This window comes from Shewanella benthica KT99 (assembly GCF_000172075.1).
Classification (GTDB): Bacteria; Pseudomonadota; Gammaproteobacteria; order Enterobacterales; family Shewanellaceae; genus Shewanella; species Shewanella benthica_A.
Map to the genome: position 1 here is coordinate 45,269 of NZ_ABIC01000009.1, position 18,931 is coordinate 64,199.

At 45.2% G+C, this 18,931-nt stretch carries 15 protein-coding genes and 1 tRNA gene; 10 read left to right on the plus strand and 6 right to left on the minus strand.

All coding sequences use genetic code 11. From position 1 onward, the window contains the following. Positions 1 to 9 precede the first annotated feature (9 nt). From KT99_RS05925 to KT99_RS05965, 9 genes are all read left to right on the plus strand, one after another. Complete coding sequence (locus tag KT99_RS05925; RefSeq protein ID WP_005498003.1) at positions 10 to 1,257, plus strand: glycosyltransferase; 1,248 nt, start codon at positions 10 to 12, stop codon at positions 1,255 to 1,257. Further along, positions 1,223 to 2,365 (plus strand): alkaline phosphatase family protein, encoded by a 1,143-nt coding sequence (locus KT99_RS05930; protein ID WP_005498005.1) that lies wholly within the window; start codon positions 1,223 to 1,225, stop codon positions 2,363 to 2,365. The genes KT99_RS05925 and KT99_RS05930 overlap by 35 nt, the downstream gene beginning before the upstream one ends. Then, positions 2,349 to 4,346: an exopolysaccharide transport family protein gene (locus KT99_RS05935; RefSeq protein ID WP_005498007.1), complete on the plus strand. Its 1,998-nt coding sequence runs from the start codon at positions 2,349 to 2,351 to the stop codon at positions 4,344 to 4,346. Before KT99_RS05930 ends, KT99_RS05935 begins: the two co-directional genes overlap by 17 nt. Next, positions 4,339 to 5,412, plus strand: coding sequence for a polysaccharide biosynthesis/export family protein (locus KT99_RS05940; RefSeq protein WP_005498008.1), 1,074 nt, complete (start codon positions 4,339 to 4,341; stop codon positions 5,410 to 5,412). The genes KT99_RS05935 and KT99_RS05940 overlap by 8 nt, the downstream gene beginning before the upstream one ends. An 11-nt stretch (positions 5,413 to 5,423) precedes the next feature. Beyond that, the gene (locus KT99_RS05945; protein ID WP_005498011.1) at positions 5,424 to 6,779 is read left to right on the plus strand and encodes an O-antigen ligase family protein; all 1,356 of its coding nucleotides are present in this window, start codon (positions 5,424 to 5,426) and stop codon (positions 6,777 to 6,779) included. Positions 6,780 to 6,892: 113 nt separating this feature from the next. Further along, complete coding sequence (locus tag KT99_RS05950) at positions 6,893 to 8,077, plus strand: glycosyltransferase family 4 protein (protein ID WP_005498013.1); 1,185 nt, start codon at positions 6,893 to 6,895, stop codon at positions 8,075 to 8,077. After that, positions 8,064 to 9,599 (plus strand): lipopolysaccharide biosynthesis protein, encoded by a 1,536-nt coding sequence (locus KT99_RS05955; RefSeq protein WP_005498014.1) that lies wholly within the window; start codon positions 8,064 to 8,066, stop codon positions 9,597 to 9,599. Before KT99_RS05950 ends, KT99_RS05955 begins: the two co-directional genes overlap by 14 nt. 78 nt (positions 9,600 to 9,677) lie before the next feature. Then, entirely contained in the window at positions 9,678 to 10,910 is a 1,233-nt protein-coding gene (locus KT99_RS05960) for a glycosyltransferase family 4 protein (RefSeq protein WP_005498016.1), read from the plus strand. Beyond that, positions 10,907 to 11,692: an OmpA family protein gene (locus KT99_RS05965; protein WP_005498017.1), complete on the plus strand. Its 786-nt coding sequence runs from the start codon at positions 10,907 to 10,909 to the stop codon at positions 11,690 to 11,692. The genes KT99_RS05960 and KT99_RS05965 overlap by 4 nt, the downstream gene beginning before the upstream one ends. 21 nt (positions 11,693 to 11,713) lie before the next feature. Here the strand turns inward: KT99_RS05965 and sstT are convergent, their stop codons facing one another. The 5 genes from sstT to KT99_RS05990 all read right to left on the minus strand — a co-directional run bounded on the left by sstT (position 11,714) and on the right by KT99_RS05990 (position 16,691). After that, a complete protein-coding gene (gene sstT / locus KT99_RS05970; RefSeq protein WP_005498019.1) occupies positions 11,714 to 12,946 on the minus strand; it encodes a serine/threonine transporter SstT in 1,233 nt (410 codons plus the stop codon). Between the two features lie 181 nt (positions 12,947 to 13,127). Further along, on the minus strand, positions 13,128 to 14,024 hold the full coding sequence (locus KT99_RS05975) for a chemotaxis protein (protein WP_005498021.1): 897 nt from the start codon (positions 14,022 to 14,024) through the stop codon (positions 13,128 to 13,130). A gap of 157 nt (positions 14,025 to 14,181) precedes the next feature. Then, complete coding sequence (locus tag KT99_RS05980) at positions 14,182 to 14,652, minus strand: dual specificity protein phosphatase family protein (protein WP_005498022.1); 471 nt, start codon at positions 14,650 to 14,652, stop codon at positions 14,182 to 14,184. Positions 14,653 to 14,763: 111 nt separating this feature from the next. Further along, positions 14,764 to 16,059, minus strand: coding sequence for a DEAD/DEAH box helicase (locus KT99_RS05985; protein WP_005498023.1), 1,296 nt, complete (start codon positions 16,057 to 16,059; stop codon positions 14,764 to 14,766). 77 nt (positions 16,060 to 16,136) lie between these two features. Further along, positions 16,137 to 16,691, minus strand: coding sequence for a methylated-DNA--[protein]-cysteine S-methyltransferase (locus KT99_RS05990; RefSeq protein WP_005498024.1), 555 nt, complete (start codon positions 16,689 to 16,691; stop codon positions 16,137 to 16,139). Between the two features lie 159 nt (positions 16,692 to 16,850). Between KT99_RS05990 and KT99_RS05995 the strand changes: the two genes are divergently transcribed. Continuing rightward, a complete protein-coding gene (locus KT99_RS05995; RefSeq protein WP_005498025.1) occupies positions 16,851 to 18,680 on the plus strand; it encodes an ABC transporter ATP-binding protein in 1,830 nt (609 codons plus the stop codon). Between the two features lie 143 nt (positions 18,681 to 18,823). Here the strand turns inward: KT99_RS05995 and KT99_RS06000 are convergent. Next, a tRNA-Ala gene (locus tag KT99_RS06000) sits at positions 18,824 to 18,899 on the minus strand. Positions 18,900 to 18,931: the final 32 nt, after the last annotated feature.

Sequence of the window (18,931 nt, forward strand, 5' to 3'; positions counted from 1 at the left end):
GAGATCATGATGAAGGTACTTTTTGTGACACCTTATATCCCCTATCCCCTTAACAGCGGCACGAACCAACGCGTGTTTAATCTGCTTAAGGCCGTATGTGATGAGCATGAGGTGATTTTTTTTAGCCTGACCCATAGCGATGCCGAGCTATCACGGGCCAAAGAATTACAGTCACTATTGCCATTTAGCCAGTTCCACACTGAGCCGATAAAATTAAAAGCTTGGCGCAGTCTGTCAAAACGCTTATTTGACCCTCTTCCCGATACCTTACACCACTGGTTTGATATTGAGATCAGTCACGCACTCAGGAAGTTGGTGCAATCTAATTCATTTGACCTAGTGCACTGTAGTGATATCTGTATGACTCAGTATTTTCAGGAAATAAATTGTCAATGCCCGCTAATTAACGACCATAGCAGGATAGATAGCGAATACCAATTAGAACAACTGCCCTACTTACAAGGCTGGAAACGCCGTCTGTCAGCCAGAGAGAACATGTTTAAAACGCGCCGTTTCGAGAAGCGATTAAGTACACAATTCCCCCTTCATGTCGTGTGCTCAAGAGAAGACAAAGATTATATAATGCGCCACCAGCAACTCGACACTCCTCCATTAGTATTAGAAAATGGCTTCGACAGTGACTATTTTTACCCACAACAAAAACCCATGAATAACCATCCAACCTTGGTCTTTACTGGCACCATGGACTACGAACCAAACCTAGACGGCATGCGCTGGTTTATACAAGATATCTGGCCCAAGGTATTAGAAAAACTCCCTGATGCTCACTTAATTATCGTGGGTACTAAGCCTACGACAGAAGTTTACAGTTGGCAAAATGGTGAGCAAGTTATCGTCACAGGTGAAGTCGCCGATATTCGTCCCTATTACGCCATGGCTGATGTCTATATTTGTCCCCTTCGCATAGGCGGTGGAACACGACTAAAACTAGTAGAAGCCTTAGCAATGGAGCGGCCTGTGGTTAGCACCCGGGTCGGTGCACAAGGCTTGGCATTATGCGACCAGCAACATATTTGCTACGCAGACAATGCATCCCAATTTGCGAGTAACATTTTAAAGACCCTATCCGACTTACCATTTTCTCTTAAAATTTCAAAGCAAGGCGCTGATCTCGTACGGGAAAAGTATAGTTGGAAAGATTTGGCACGACGATTGATTGGGTATTACCAGAAGCATACAAAAAACAACTGGAGCAAGGCCCATGACAAAGAAACTGACTCTTTTTACATTTATTGATGCGTTTGGTTGGGAGATTTATCAGAGATACGGGTTTCTTGAAGGGATCATCCAAGATGCCCATCCGCTACAAACCACATTCGGTTTTTCCTCCGGAGCAGACCCCTCTATACTCACGGGTCGCTTTCCGGACGAACATACCCATTGGTCATGCTTTAACTACAACCCAGAAAAATCTCCGTTTAAAGCCTTTAAATACCTAGCCTATCTTCCCAGTGCCATTTTCGATCGTGGCCGTGTGCGCCATTGGCTGAGCAAGATCATGGCCAAAGTATACGGCTATACGGGCTATTTCGAGATGTATTCAGTGCCCTTTGCTCATCTGCCCTATTTTGATTATCTGGAGAAACGTGACTACTTCGTCCCAGGCGGCATCATGGCTACCGATACGATATTCGACTGGTGTGTCAACCAAGATATTCCCTATTACTGTTCGAACTGGCGTCATAGTGAACAAGAGATTTTGGCCAGTAACCGCGCCGAAATAGAAAAAGGTGAGAGCCGATTTAACTATGTTTATCTGCCCAGTCTCGATGGCATCATGCATCAATATGGCACCAATCACCCAGCCGTTAGAAAACAGATAAATTGGCTAGACCAACAAATTCGTTCCTTATATGAACTGGCGCTAAGCCAATATGATGAAGTAGCGCTCTACATCATTTCCGACCACGGCATGAAGGATGTCACCGGTGATATCGATCTTATTCCAGATATTCAGGCGACCGGACTGGAATACGGTAAAGATTATGTTGCCATGTACGATTCCACCATGGCGCGATTTTGGTTTATGCAACCGGATGCAGAAGCCATCATTCGCCGGGTACTCGAAGAGCAAACCCACGGCGATATCGTCGAAGACGATGAACTGAAGAAGATGCATGTGTATTTTGACGACCACAGATTTGGTGAGCTGTTCTTCTTGATGGAGCCAGGAATGCTCATCACGCCTTGTTACATGGGGCTTAAATCCATTCCGGGAATGCATGGCTATCACCCAGAGGACAAAGACTCTTACGCCATGATCGCCGCCAATAAACCCATCACAGCAAACGTGAAAAGTATCACAGATATCCGCGGGATCATCGAGCATGAACTCCGTACCTGAATATTCCTCCGCCGAGGATGATCAAACTGAAACAGCTGATCTTAAGATCGATCTGGAGCTGCTTTGGTCGCAAGTTAAAGGCAAAATATGGTTACCATTCCTGGTGGCCATATTGTGCGGCGCCGTGACTTTGCTCTTGACTAAGTATTTTATAAAAGATAGCTGGAAAGCCAACACCATCATCATCCGCCATCAAAAGAACATGTCCTCACAAGCTAACATCCCCTACCTGTATCTACAAATTGATTTTAATACCATAATGCAAACGATATTGGTTCGGGATCATCTGCTTAGGGTTATCGAACGCTTGGAGATCTCCCTCACACCCGAAGACTTGTACAGAAACATCATTATCAGCCGGGGGAATCGCGCAGATATTATCAATATTACCGCTATCTGGCACCAACCAGAAATGGCTGTCAAGATGTCGGACGCTGTCAGTGCGGTCTTTCTTGAATCCTATTCCAGCGTACAAAACTCGGCAGCACAGAAGGTCAATAGCTACTTCCTCAATGAGCTTTCAACCAGCCGTAAGGCACTCATTGCGGCGCAGCAAGCAGAGTCCGACTTCAGGCAGAAACACAACTTGTTATCATTTGACAATCAGATGGCATCGAACTACCAAAAAATACAGACGTTAGAAATTAAATACATCGAAAGCCAGGTCGCCACAGACGAAAAAAGAGCCAAGCTAAAAGCGACAATCTCAAAACTCACCACCATTCCAAAGGAGATCCCACTGGAAACCATGGTTGCCGGTGCCGCTCTGAACCGTATCAATGGGCTACGTGAGAACCTGCAACTGCTCAAACTGAAATACACCTCTAAAAATCCTAAGGTCATGGCATTGGAACAAAAAATTGCCACTCTGCAGATTAATTCCGATAACACCTCTGTTACCGGCCGGGTCGACACAACAATCTATGGTCAAAACCCCCTCTATCTGGAGTTAGAGTTGGAGATGATCCATTATGAATTTGATCTTTATGTCTCAGATCAGTCATTAGCCGGTTATCGCCTAGGCATTAATAATACCAAAGACAGTCTGCAGCGACTCAGTGCCCTGAGGCAAGAACATCAACGTCATCAGGACAAAATGATTGAATATCGTCATTTGGTTAGCACATTGGAAGGACGGGTCACCGATTCTAAGCTTGCTTTAGAGTCGAATATCAGTGACTTTGAAATCATCGAAAACGCGCTGCCGCCAAAATATCCTGAACGTGCATATCGCAAGCTTATGGCCATCACAGCCGGCGTATTTGGCTTTACCGTTAGCGCACTGATACTGATCGCCAGAGTCCTTTTTGATCCAAGAGTGAAAACCCGTAATGACTTAGATCCCAAACGTTTAATCGGTGTTATTCCCGATAAAGACACCGTCGAAGAATGCCACTATTACAGCGCATTCCAGGGCCTGTTTAGTAACCTAGAGCAACTTCGAAGTGAGAGTAAAAATCGAAGTAAACTGATCACCTTAAGTAGCACTCACCAGCATGAAGGCAAGTCCACCATTGCCAATGCCCTCACAGATATTTACCTGCGTCAGGGCAAGCGCGTGCTGTATATTGAGTCAGTTGAAGAAGGCGACGGGGTCGATGAAGCCATACTCAATCCCTTCATCTACGGAAAAGAGTCCCAATGGCAGCCCCTCAATGTTGCCGATAGTATCGATCATGCTTACTTCGTTTACGATCAAGACATTTATTTAAATTATCTGGATAAAACCAGTTTCGACATCACTATCAATACCATATCTCAGGACTATGACGTGGTTATCTGGGAGCTTTTTCCTGCCCAGCGCCATTTGCAATTGTACAGCGTGATCAACAACTCTCCTGCCGCAATTCTATTGATAGCAAAAAGTCTATTTACCCGAAAAGACAACCTCAACCGTGTGAGCAATTATCTGAGCGAAAAGAATATTAAGCCCATAGGGATCATACTCACCCAAGTACCTAAGGACATCTACCATGCATAATTTCATCCTGTTCACTAGATTACTTGCACTGACGCTTGTGTTATCCAGCTGTACCAGCCTGGACCCGAGTAGTAAAGCGCCCCTTGAATTACCCTTAGCGCTACAAAAAATGGCTGATGTTGAGACTTTAGATGAGCCAATGCACATTACTCAACAGCGCCGAGAGCAAGAATTAACCAAGTTACATCAGGTAAAACCCGGTACTTATGAAATTTCAGCCGGGGATAAATTTAATGTCTTTGTTTATGGCGAGCCTGATTTAGACAGTAAACAGGCGATAGTAAAACTCGATGGTAGCCTCACTTTTAAGCTCATTGGTGATATACAAATTGCGGGGAAAACCGTGCCACAGGCCACCGCCCTAATTGAAAAAGAATTACAGCGTTATATTCACTTTCCTAAGGTGACCCTGATGCCCTACGACATGCGTAGTGCATCCATCACCATCATAGGTAAAGTCATTCACCCCGGCGTATATTACTTCGATGGTTCACTGAGAGCCGCCGAAGCCATTGGCCTGGCAGGCGGATTCTCCACGGGTATTTTTGACGACAACACCATCGAATTAGCGGATCTAGAACACTCTTATATCCAGCGAGGAGAATACTTATTACCCGTTGATTTAACCAAGCTTATTCGTAAAGGAAATATGCATCACAATGTCCCCTTAATCGACGGCGATTACGTTTATATTGCCTCTGCCATGAGCCAGGAAGTGTTCATCACGGGTGAAGTCCATAAGCCGAGCTATTATGGCTACAGTGAACGCATGACCCTAGCGCGCCTAGTGTCCAGAGCGCAAGGCCTATTACTTTCCGCCAACAGCCATGTACTGGTGATCCGCGGCAACATCAAACACCCCTTGGTCTATAAGGTCAACATAGACAAGATTCTCACCGGAGAAACCCGCGACTTTTTGATCCAGCCCAACGATTTGGTTTACGTGCCCAAGAGTATGATCGGCTCGTGGAATGCATTTCTCACTCAGTTAATGCCGACCCTGGAAACCATGCTGACAGGCTCATTACTCGAACGCAGAGTACACGACTTACAAAGTCGTAATTAAGGCGAGCGGACATGACTGAGTTTAAGTACCTCATCTTCTTCATGACCTTGATAATAGGGGTGCCTCTGGGTTACCTCTGCTGTCTGCATTCTAAAAATTGCGAGAAGTTGGTGTTCTTTCTGGTGATATTTTTTACCTGCGACATGGTCGATATCAACTTTGTATCCATGGAGACTTATCGTGGCACCACCAGAGGATTTGAGTTCGGCATGGTGGATATTTCACTGTATATTTTGTTGAGTTTAGTCCTTAAGCGCAGGCATCAATTGCCCATCGACTGGTTCCCAATGGGCTCGAGTCTATACCTGTTGTATTTTCTGTTTAGCCTGGCATCGATCATCAATGCCGATGTTGGAATCTATTCCGCCTTCGAAATACTCAAGATGTGCCGTATGTATGTCTACTTTTGGACCATTGCAAATTACCTGAGAAATGAGCAGCAACTGCAGTGGCTGATGACCACCATCGGCGCCATTATCATCTACATATTTTTCTCTGTCATGAAACAAAAATATCTGCTCGGCATGTTTCAATGTAAGGGACCCTTTCCCCATCAAAATTCATTGGTGATGTACGTTTCAATCTTCGGCTCCATGGCCCATGCCTATCTGCTCAATGTTGCCAGCAGCCGAAGTTGGTTTTGGTTCACCATCTTCGGCATGGCCTCTATCTGCATACTCGCCACCCTCTCGCGCGCTGGCCTTGCCCTGTTTATTCTCAATAGTTTAATGGTGTTTTTCATCTCGGTATGCAGTAAACAAAGCAATGCCAAGGTCAGAAAGCGTCACCTGATCTTACTGATCATCTTACCGCTGGCGGGAACTCTGGTGTTAATCAAGGCCTCAGACACCATTATGGAACGATTTTTATCCGCTCCGGAAGAGTCAAAGATAGTGAGAATTCGACTCGCCAAAGCAGCGCTTTATATGGCCAATGACAAGGTGCTTGGTGTGGGCTTAAATAACTTCGCGCATAAAATCAATCCTCCCTATTCATACTCATCACATATCCCCATGGTCGACGACAATGATCCCGATGAAAAACATGGTTTGGTGGAAACCGTTTACTTAATGATTGCAGCCGAAACAGGCTGGTTAAATCTGATTGTTTTTATTAGCTTGCTACTCTTTTTCTATATCAAAAACATAAAAAATTATTTCCGATTGAAAGGCTCACAGAGTCGCTACATCAGCATCGCCTTGATTGCCTCTCTGACCTGTATCTATCTGCAGTCCACCTTAGAGTGGGTGCTGAAACAGACCAATAATTTTTATCAATTGATGTTGGTATTTGCACTTATTGCCACCATGGACCGAATGATCCAAACAGGAGAACTACATGGCCAAGCCAAACGAAAGAGATGCTAATCATTTTATCAGCAGCTTAGCTTCTGGTTCTTGCGCCATTTCTCTCTGCTGGTGTACAGGGGGAACGACCGGTTTAAGAATTTTTACCTTGTCGATTTAATTAGGTCATGACTATGAAAAAACTCAATATCTTGATTATCAGTAACTACTACCCACCCTTTCACATCGGCGGTTATGAACTCGCCTGTAGAGATACGGTGGAATTCTTAACTAAGAAAGGACATAAGGTAACGGTACTGACGGGGAATAAAGGCAACGGGGCTCAATCAAACATTGAGCAAATGGGCGCTGTCCACCGGGAACTCACTTACATTGATTATGATAACCCAAGCTATCGCCAACGAGCCGAGGTTGAAACGGGTAACTACCAAGTCTGCCAAGGATATATTAATCAGCTATCACCCGACCTTATCTATCTGTGGAATCAGCAATACCTTTCTTTAGCACCATCACTTGCCAGCCAAAATAGTGGTATTGCTAAACTCTATGAAATTGGTGACTTTTGGCCCGCCGCTTATATTCGTCCAGGCTTTATTAATGCCCTAAAACGCAAGGTAAAACCTTGGCTACCGGGTCTGATTGGCGGAAGGTTCGATTTTGGCCCCTGCATCGCTTGCTCTCACTGGGTGGGCAAAGCCATTAAAGAGCAACTCAACGCACGAAATGTCGCCGTCATACACAATGGTACTCAACTGGGCGCAGAGCCGCAAAGAAACCGTAAGCCGCCTACCTCTTTCCTGTTTTGTGGACGACTATGTCAAATCAAGGGAATAGAGCAAAGCCTACTGGCATTTACATTATTATTAGCTAAATTCCCTAACAGACAGCTTAGCCTAACCTGTATAGGCCCGATAGAGTCCCGTTACAAGCAGGTTATCGAACAGATGATCCATAACGCGCACTTAGGTGAACATGTACAGATTTTACCCCCTACTGATGACATGAAGCATGTTTATCAACAACACCATGTGTTACTGATGCCAACCTTGATGCCTGAGCCTTTTGGGCTGGTCATCATAGAAGCCATGGCCAATGGCTTGGCAGTCATCGCCAGTGACCGTTTCGGGCCTGCCGAGATAATTAATGATGATAAACTGGGTATTTTGATCGACCCGGAGGATCCTATCGCCATAGCCGATGCCATGGCACAGCTTATCGACAACCCTGCACGTTATCATGACATCACTAATGCCGGCTATCAGCATGTCGACGCTCACTTTCGACTGGAGAGTGTCAAAGCGAAAGTGGAACAAGTTCTGCTCCAAACGGTGGAGGAACATGTATATGCCTCGCACTAAACAATTAATTAAATTAACCGCTTCAAACTATTTGGCCACCATCATCAAGTTTGTGGTGATGGTGTACTTGACCCGGGAGATGTTTCTCCAATTACCCAGGGAGTCCTATGGCTTTTGGGCCTTGCTTTGGTCCATATTTGGCTACTCGGTGTTACTGGATCTTGGTTTTGGCATCGCCTTACAGAAAAAAACCAGTGAAGTATTGGTGCATCAAGATTGGGATAGCTACAACCGCACCGCATCCACATTATTCGGTACTTATTTCTTATTAGGCTTTGTCATCGTGTTACTGACCTGCCTCAGTGCCCCCTTTTTGCATGTGATCTTTGTCTTTGAGCCGGGGCAAGGGCACATATACACCCAATGTTTTCTTTTTTTTGGTATTGGCACTGGTTTGCTTTTCCCCTTCGGCATATTTATGGAGGTGTTGCGCGGCGCTCTGTGCATCCAGGTGCGCAATCGTATCGAGGTACTCAGAGATATAGCCAACTGTATTGCCTTGGTAATAGCCCTTAGAATGCATGCTGACATACGTGTACTCGCCATTATCGCAGTCACCAGTCAATGCTTAGCGAATATTGCCATGTATATCGCCACAAAGCGTGCTTTGCCGCGTTTACGGCTCTCATGGCGTTTATACAGCCCAACGAAAATGGTCGAACTGATGAGCTTCTCACTCTGCGCCTATGTGATCACCATCAGTAACTTGATTGTTTTTAGAACCGACCAAATAGTCATCTCAGCCCTGGCTGGTGTAGGCATAGTGGCCTACTACCACGTAACGACTCGTGTGGCCGAGATGTTCCGCTTACTCTGCTCACAAATACATGACCTGCTAGCCCCTATGTCTTCAAGCTATCACGCACAACAAGATAAACAGGCGTTACGACAACTCTTACTCCGTAGTCAACGCTTTGTCTGTCTTATCGTCGTCTTACTCATTGTGCCTTCATGGTTTTTTATCGAAGATCTGCTGCGGATCTGGCTCGAGATTGATAATCAACAAACCTTTTGGTGTGCACGAATTTTATTACTGAATATCGCCATTCTGGTTATTTATCGCAATACCACCAACCAAATCTTACTCATGTGTGGTTACCAAAAACCTTTGATGTGGATAGGAATAACCGAATGCATAGCCAACCTGATATTAAGCTGTTTGCTGATACAACCCCTTGGCATCCTGGGTGTGGCTTTGGGCACACTGATCCCAAATATCCTCTTGGCCATCTTCGTCAACATCCCCATGACAAGAAAATTTACTAATACATCACATTGGCAGTCCTACAAGCCACTGATTATCGTCGGCTTTACCGTTGGTCTGCCGTTCGCCTCTGGGCTAGTTTTATTTGAACAAGTGACAGAAAATTATAACTCACTGCTGCATATCATTGCGGTCAGCGTGATCTGCGCGATCCCGGCGCTCTTTTCTGCCTACAAATGTTGTCTGTCTGCCGGTGAGCGCCATCAATTGAAACACATAATCAGTTCTATGCTGCCTAGGTGGCAGTTGAAATTGTAAATCGAGCCAATACATGACTAGTATTTATCAAACAACTAGATGAGTGAATTTTCAACATATACTTTTTGGAGAAAGAATATGACGAAAGGAACCATTATCAATATCCCCCGCAGATTCGTAAAAGATGAATGGGGCGGCACCGAAACAGTGATAACTGAAACAGCGCATCAGCTTAAGTCTATCGGATACCGACTTGAGAGCGTGACGACACTGGCGTTATCCAATAATAAGCATGAGTGTATTTTCGGTATTCCGGTTAAACGTTTTAACTATAGTTATACTCGTCTGGGCCTATCGAAGAAGCATAGACTGCTGCTCGATAAACGCGGCGGAAACATGTTTTCACTTCCGCTGTTTTTTTATCTTATCTTCAGTAAAAACATCCGCATTATCCACCTGCATACCATGGGAAGATTAGGGGCTTTGGCCCGCATCGCCGCTCGACTGAAAGGTATTCCCTATGTCGTCAGTATTCATGGGGGCTATTTGGGCCTGCCCAAAGAGCAACTGGACGATATGATGCAGCCTCTGAAAGGTAGCTTTAACTGGGGTAAACCCTTCGACCTCCTAATACAAAGCGCGAAGGTGATAGAAGGTGCAGATGCCGTTATATGTGTAGGGGAAAACGAGCGTGAGAAGATAGCGGCAAAATATCCCCAACAAAAAGTGATCTATTTACCCAATGGCGTCGACCAGCAAAGATTTGCCTCGGGTAATGCATGCGCATTTATGAGCAAGTACCACTTCAGCGAAACCGACAAGATAATCCTCTGCGTCAGTAGTTTTACCCCGCAAAAAAACCAACAAACCTTACTCAGGGCGTTCGCCAAAGCACACAAGCATTCCCCTGAGTTAAAACTGGTTTTAATTGGCGTTATCTATGATCAAGACTACTTTGACCTTTTAGAGAATCTGAGAAAAGAGCTAGGGCTGCAACAGGATGTTCGCTTTATCATCAACCTGAAATTCGATGATCCAAGCTTAGCCAATGCCTACGCCGCCGCAGAACTGTTTGTACTGCCTAGCCTCTATGAACCTTTCGGCATTGTAGTATTAGAATCTTGGGCATCTGGCACCCCTGTCCTTTGTGGTAATGTCGGAGGATTGCCTTCCTTTGTAACAAACGGCGAAAATGGCTTGTTCTTTGATGTTGAGTCTGTGGACTGCCTTTGCCAAAAAATGCTCAGCATCTTACAAAACAAGCTGCTCTATAAGTACATTCAAAGCCATGCCCTCAAAGCCGTCGAAACCTATTCATGGCAGGCCATATCCAAACGACTGGCGAACCTGTATGAAGAGATTTCATCGTGAAATATCTGTTCATTATGTTCATGTTAATTGCAGCCTGTGCGCAGCTTGGCTCCAAAGAAGTGCCCAAAGGCAGTGAGAGCAAGCTGCTAACCATAGAGACCAAACCAACCGAGGCCGCCATTTATAAAGATGGTCAATATATGGGTCATTCACCACTGCAAATCTGGCTATGGCACGGGGCTCCCAGAATCAGTCAGATTATCGCGGTGCCGCTGTACCAACATCAGTTCATCCAGATCCAGAGCCTGCGCATACCGACAATTCCAACTCAACTGACTTTTTATATGACGGAGCCGAGTCCCCATGAATATGATTTTTCAGATAAGCCGACCCAAAGCAAACTAGCACAGCAGTCCAGCCCCCACTTTACACGTTTACAGCTGTTTTTTGACTTCGACCAAGACCAGCTAAACATCGGTGAAATAAAGCGCCTGACTCTTTGGTTAAACCAGTTTGACTCAGAACCCGAGCGGATAGAGGTGCACGCTTATGCCGATGAAGCAGGCTCCCAGCAGTACAATGAAGCCTTGAGCCATCGCCGATCACTCGCCATTACCCAATGTTTACAGCGCTTAGCCATCAAGCCTAAAGAATTACTGGTTATTCATCACGGCGAGCGTGTATCAGTTACCCAGGCACAGCAACTCCCCAAACAAATCGATCGCATGGTTGAGTTATTGGTTTTCTATCAAGACCATGACACCAGGGGGAATACTAGAGATAGCACAAGAGCTAACAAAAAAGCTCCCGGGTTGCAGAACCCGGGAGCTTTCAATAACTAAACTTAACTCTGCTTTAACGGATTATTCAGCTAATTTTTTCTGTTTCATTTCGGCGGCTTCACACGCTGCCGCGGTGAAAATCACATCGGTGGAACTGTTCAAGCCCGTCTCGGCCGAATCCTGAATAACACCTATGATAAAGCCTACCGCAACCACCTGCATGGCCACATCATTTGAAATACCAAATAGGCTACACGCGAGAGGAATAAGCAGTAAAGAGCCGCCAGCCACACCTGATGCCCCGCAGGCCGAAACCGCAGCGACCACGCTCAAGAGAATGGCTGTCAGCATATCAACCTGAATACCCATGGTGTGAACCGCTGCTAAGGTTAATACTGTGATAGTAATTGCCGCGCCGCCCATGTTGATGGTGGCACCTAAGGGGATTGACACTGAATAGGTATCCTCATGGAGCTTCAACTTCTCACACAGGGCCATGTTAACCGGAATGTTTGCCGCACTCGAGCGGGTAAAGAAGGCCGTGACTCCACTCTCTCGCAGGCAGGTAAATACTAGCGGGTAGGGGTTACGACGGATCTTGATGAACACTATGATGGGATTAACCACCAGTGCGATGATCGCCATCGAACCCAGCAATACCGCTAGCAGCTGGGCATAACCTGCGATAGCGGAGAAGCCAGTTTCAGCAAATGTCGCCGCTACCAGTCCGAAAATACCGATAGGAGCCAAACGTATGATGAATCGCACCATCTCAGAGATACCATGACTTACATCGGCAAACACTTGCTTAGTCGAATCACTGGCGTGATGCAGGGCTAAGCCCAAACCGACACCCCAAGCCAAGATGCCTATATAGTTCCCTGTCATCAAGGCATTGACGGGATTATCTATCACTTTAAACAACAGAGTGTGAATAACCTCACCGATCCCTTCTGGTGGGGTAGCACCTGCAGCTCCTGCCACCAATACTAGCGTCGTTGGGAATGCGAAACTCATCAATACTGCCGTAAGAGCAGCAGCGAAAGTGCCAACGAGATATAAGACCACAATGGGCTTCATATTCGTTTTAGTATTTTTCTTCTGGTTGGCAATAGAGGCGGCTACTAAAATAAAGACTAAAATAGGAGCGATGGCTTTCAGTGCTCCGACGAAGAGACCACCTAAAAAGGCAACACTCTGAGCAGCACTTTCTGAGAATGTCGCCACTAAAATACCGGCGATGATGCCAAATAAAATTTGCAGAACTAGACTGCCGTTAACAATTTTTGCTAACAGAGAACGATTTTCTTTCATTGATAGACCTATCATTATTATGTTTTATTTTTATCAGGGAGCCTAGGTTTTGACAAACCTTAACCTCACCTGAATATTCTTCCTTCACTGGGAGTTGTATCTAAATGGCCTGCTAATGTCTAGTAATACAATATAAAACGCTGACTATATTACCCTATGGCAGCATAATGGTAACAGAACACTAAACATTAGCATTGTGTTGTTCTGCCCCTCTGAGCATGGCGCTAATTAACTCATTGGCATCAAATTTGGTTAAGGCTTCATTTGCACCGACCTGATGAGCTTGGCTCACACTCATTTCACTGGACAAAGAGGTGTGCAAGATGATGTAAGCCTGAGCTAAAGCCGGCGTATTCTTGACTTCAAACGCCAGCTCATAGCCATCTAAACCCGGCATTTCAATATCACTCACCAGCAGCTGAATTGGCATACCATCATTCGCCGCCTGCTCCATGATAGCTAATGCATCTCGCCCATCTGGTGTGACTTGATAGGGGATATTGATACTGTCGAGTGCATCGGATAACTGTTTACGCGCAACTTTAGAATCATCAACTAACAATATTTTGAGAGGCCTAAGCTTCTCACGTTGGACGTCGGTCAAACTGGCTCGAGTGCTTTCCGGGCTTAGTGGAAAAACCTTGGAAAGCAGTAGCTCGACATCAAGCAGCTGAACCAGCTGATCATCGAACTTAGTTACCCCGGTTAAATACGCATTTTCACCTAAATTATTTGGAGGAGACTCGATATCTCGCCAATTACATTCAATGATCTTATCGATGGCGCGAACAAGGAAACCTATGACCATACGTTGACAGTCGGTGATAATAATATAGCTTTTCGATAACTCCTCTTGAGCTATAGGGGGATAGCCAACAGCGGATGCCATATCGATAATGGGTATGGTTTTCCCTCTTATGGTGGCGGCGCCCATGATGGTTGGATGAGACTTTGGAATAGCACTGAGAGGCGTGTAGGGAACAAGTTCAAGGATTTTAAGTGTACCCAGCGCAAAAAGTTGTGTCTGTGACAGGCGAAAAAGCAATAAGCCTTGTGATTGACGGGCCTTACTCTTCATTAGTGTACCGAATTAAGAATTAAATAATGGATTGATTCTAATCTATCACAGTGTAAAAAGGATGACGCTAATCAAAATCACCGTTATAAATTCTCTAGTTGGGACTCAAAAGGAAATAAGGCAATCAGATCTGCCATAAACTTTTTTTATTTATGCTTTAATCTTGTAATGCATAGAGCACATCAAATGCAAATTGATCCCACCCTTCTGCGCTGAAAGCGATATCCCTGACGGCACGAACTTGACTGACGGCATGTAACGGCGCGGCACCATTTTCCATCAAGTAATAAGCCATGATTAACGCCGTTCTGTCTTTTCCAGAACGACAATGGATCAATACCGGCAGATTGTTTGCTTCACATTCACGAATAAACGCTAATGCCTTGGGTAACTGCTCCACACACAGAGCCAAATCTTCTTCCTTTGGAGGAATGTTGCTTGAAAATGGAATACAGGCATAAGATAAGTCTGCATCTATAAATGCTTGGGGGTCGCAGTCTTCACCACCATTAACCGACAGCACGGCACCGATCCCCGAGCGCTTTATTTCCTTTAAATCCCACGCTTCCTTGTTAGGTCCACTGCGTCCAGCAATTTTGTCTTCAACTAACCAAAATAGATGCTGCATAACCTTTTACCACTCTTGTTTACATTGGAATATAAGGGTACTCATACTGAAAAATCATCACAGTAACCAGCACCGTCAAACATAAAATTAATTAGCTAGCCATCAACACAGCTACTTTTTCGTCCAGAATTCAGTATTCACTTTAGGTGATTTCTTACGTTTTTTCTTACCCATTCCCTCTGGGGCTGCCATAGATTTAATCTCTCTCGAGGGACAATCTAAAGGCGCCTCATCATCGGCTTCGAAACCTTCGACTTGCTCACGGTCTAACTTGATTTTATTTTTCTTCTCGATGAGCTTAAAATGCTGATATTCATCGTGTGAGATGAGTGATAGCGCCAGTCCAGCTTCACCTGCACGACCACTTCGGCCAATACGGTGCATATAGTCAACTGGGCTTCTCGGCAGCTCATAGTTAATCACCACAGGTAGCTTGTCGATATCTATACCACGAGCAGCGATATCGGTAGCGATTAACACATGGGTCTCACCATTCTTAAACGCCTCAAGTACCTTAGTTCTCGCACCTTGTGATTTATCACTGTGAAATATTTGCGCCGCAATACCCGCCTTGGCCAACTTTTGCTCGAGTCGATTACAGGTATTTTTCGCACTGGCAAACACTAACACCTGACGCCAATCATTCTCTTTAATCAGGTGTGCGAGCAGGGCTGTCTTACGATTACGGTTAACCGTATACACCTGTTGTTTAAGTGTAGTTTGCTCTTCGCTCTGAATTTGAATTTCGACTGGAGTCGATAATAAATTATCGGTAAGGGTTTTGACCTCTTCTGGGAATGTGGCTGAAAAAAGCAAGGTCTGTTTGTGTTTAGGCAACAAGGCCAGAACTTGATTTAACTCTTCGGTGAATCCGAGACTCAACATGCGATCCGCTTCATCAAGCACTAATGTTTTCACATCATCAAGCTTAATAGCGTTACTCGAAATGAGATCGAGTAATCGACCAGGAGTGGCAACGAGAACATCCGCCCCCCCTCTCATGGCTAACATTTGGGTATTAGCCGACACGCCACCAAATACAGCCTCTATTTTCAATCTAGGCTTAATCAATTGTCCGTAGCTCTTAAAGCTCTCAGCAACCTGTTGAGCAAGTTCTCGGGTCGGGACTAAAACAAGTCCGCTGACTTGATTTCCTTTAGAAACCTTAGCGCTACTCTTCGCGAGTTTCTGCAGCATAGGTAAAGCAAAAGCTGCTGTTTTACCTGAGCCTGTAATCGCTCCTGCCAGTAGATCTCTACCCGATAGAACCGCCGGGATCGTTTTCCCTTGGACTAAAGTGGGATTGAGATACTCGAGTAAGGTTAAACGTTTTAGCAGTTCCGGGATTAACCCAAGTTGTTCGAATGTCGTATCAGATGTTGCTTGTGAGGAGTCTACTTGGGTCATAAAGTTGGAAAGATCCGTAAAAAGAGGGCAATATTAAATATGGCCCATATTCTACGCTAGATCAGCAGGGAAAGCTTTTATTTTGATTTTTCCAATTTGAGCAGAGACTTTTTCATCTCGAGACCATAAGCGTAACCGGTTAAACTGCCATTTTTCCCTATCACTCTATGGCATGGGATGATGATGGCAATGGCGTTAGCCCCGTTCGCCGCCCCGACAGCTCTCACGGCCTTAGGCCTGTTTATCTTGTTGGCAATATCGGCATAACAACAGGTTGTGCCGTAATCTAGCGCTAACAAGGCTTGCCACACGGTTTTTTGAAACTCGGTTCCCTTTGGCGCTAAAGGAACTGAAAAGTGTTGTCGCTTGCCTGAGAAGTATGCTTCTAACTCCTTTTCAGCCTGAATTAAATAGCTACAAGCTTGATGATTTAGCTCTGTCCGCTCACTCATCTGCAGTTTAGCTTCGACTAAGCTCAGATGTGATAAACCATATTGATTGGCCTTAATATAGATCTCGCCCACCTGAGTTGTCATGGTTTTAGCCATGATGCTATCTGAGGTAATTGGCGAATTTTTATCGAAATGGATAAATACTGGCACCTCCGTTAATTGCTTCATGCTAAATTCCATAATTGAAACGTTAAGTAACCCTTAAAAGGCACTTTACTGAATATTTGGGGCGTGAACTAGCGGAAAACGGAACCGAATACAAAAAAGGCAAAATTAAGTCAAAGTGATCGATTTACGATATGCTAGCGGCAGAGATAATTCATTATGGTTGAGTAACAGATGTTTAAACGATTCGAGTCATGGGTAGACCCCCTCCCAGCAGCGGAGCCCGAACAGCCTCCCAAAGGAATATATGCATTTTGCCGTCATTACACCAAAGGATTCGAACGCCCGCTGATATTAATGTCCATTATTACCGCCATTCTAGCCGTATTAGAAGTCTCATTATTCGGCTTCATGGGCCAGCTGGTCGACTTATTGATAGCCAATGACCCTGATACCTTGTTTGAGAATGAAGGCCTCAAGCTGATCGGGATGACGGTGTTAGTCTTGGTGGTGATCCCCTCGTTAATCCTGTTACATGCACTCATTGTCTATCAAGGACTCCTGGGGAACTACCCCATGTCCATCAGATGGTTAGCCCATAGATATTTACTGAAACAGAGTGTTTCTTTCTATCAAAATGATTTTGCGGGTCGTATCGCCACTAAGGTGATGCAAACTTCGTTAGCCGTCAGAGAAACCGTGACTAAACTTTTAGATGTACTTGTGTACATCTTAGTTTATTTCACCTCTATGCTGGTTATGATCGCCAATGCAGATCTACGCTTAATGCTACCTATGTTTATCTGGTTAGGCTTGTATATCGGCCTGCAGTTCCTATTTTTACCTCGATTGAAGCAAGTATCCACCGAACAGGCCGATGCGCGTTCAAATATGACTGGCCGCCTCGTCGACAGCTATACCAATATCACCACAGTGAAACTGTTTTCCCACACCCAGAAAGAAGCCGAATACGCCAAAGGCAGCATGCAGACGTTTCTGGATACCGTGTATAGACAGATGCGTCTCGTTACCGGTATCAATGTCAGTGTGCAGATCATCAACTACCTGCTCGCATTTGCCATCGCAGCCGTGTCAATCTGGTTATGGACGACGAGTGCTATCACAGTAGGCGCTATTGCCATAGCCATTAGTCTGGCCTTAAGATTGAATGGCATGTCCCAGTGGATCATGTGGGAAATAAGTTCCTTGTTCGAGAATATAGGCACTGTTGCCGACGGTATGAACACCTTGTCTCAGCCGACCGAGATTCAAGATCTAAAAGATGCACCCAAGATCACTGTTGAAAAAGGCGCCATCGACTTCACCGAAGTCAGCTTTCATTATGGTAAGAATAGCGGTGTGATCGAAAAACTGAACCTCAATATAAAAGCGGGTGAGAAAGTTGGGCTAGTGGGTCGCTCTGGCGCTGGAAAATCGACATTAGTCAACCTGCTGATGCGCTTCTACGATGTAGAAAAAGGCACTATCGAAATCGACCAGCAGAACATCAAACATGTTCAACAAGACTCTCTACGTGCCAACATAGGCATGGTCACGCAAGATACGTCGTTGCTACACAGATCGATTCGCGAAAATATTCTCTATGGAAAGCCCGAAGCCAGCGAAGAAGAGCTAATGAGTGCAATTAAGAGTGCACAAGCCTATGACTTCATCCAAACCTTGACGGACGCAGAAGGGAATCTAGGCCTAGATGCTCAAGTGGGTGAACGAGGTGTCAAACTCTCAGGCGGTCAGAGACAACGTATCGCCATTGCACGAGTACTCCTCAAGAATGCACCTATCTTGCTACTGGATGAGGCAACATCGGCACTGGACTCGGAAATAGAAGCCGCGATACAAGAAAGCCTATACCAGCTAATGAAAGGCAAGACAGTAATAGCTATTGCTCACAGACTCTCCACCATCGCCGCTATGGATAGATTAATAGTCTTAGATGAAGGCAATATTGTTGAAGACGGCACCCATCAGGAACTGATAAACGATGGCGGTATATATGCTCAACTATGGGCACACCAGACGGGTGGATTCCTAGGTCTAGATTAATTCCCGTCGATAGTAAAAACATCAAAGCCATCATTCAGATGGTTTTTTTATGCTTTGGATTCAGTAAATTCAAGATACAAAAAAACCACCTGCCGGTGGTTTAGATGTCTACTCTATCCTATGCAGATATGAGCAACTAGATATGGTGGAGCCTAGCGGGATCGAACCGCTGACCTCAACACTGCCAGTGTTGCGCTCTCCCAGCTGAGCTAAGGCCCCATTTCATGCACTGGAATAAGCATGAAACTGTA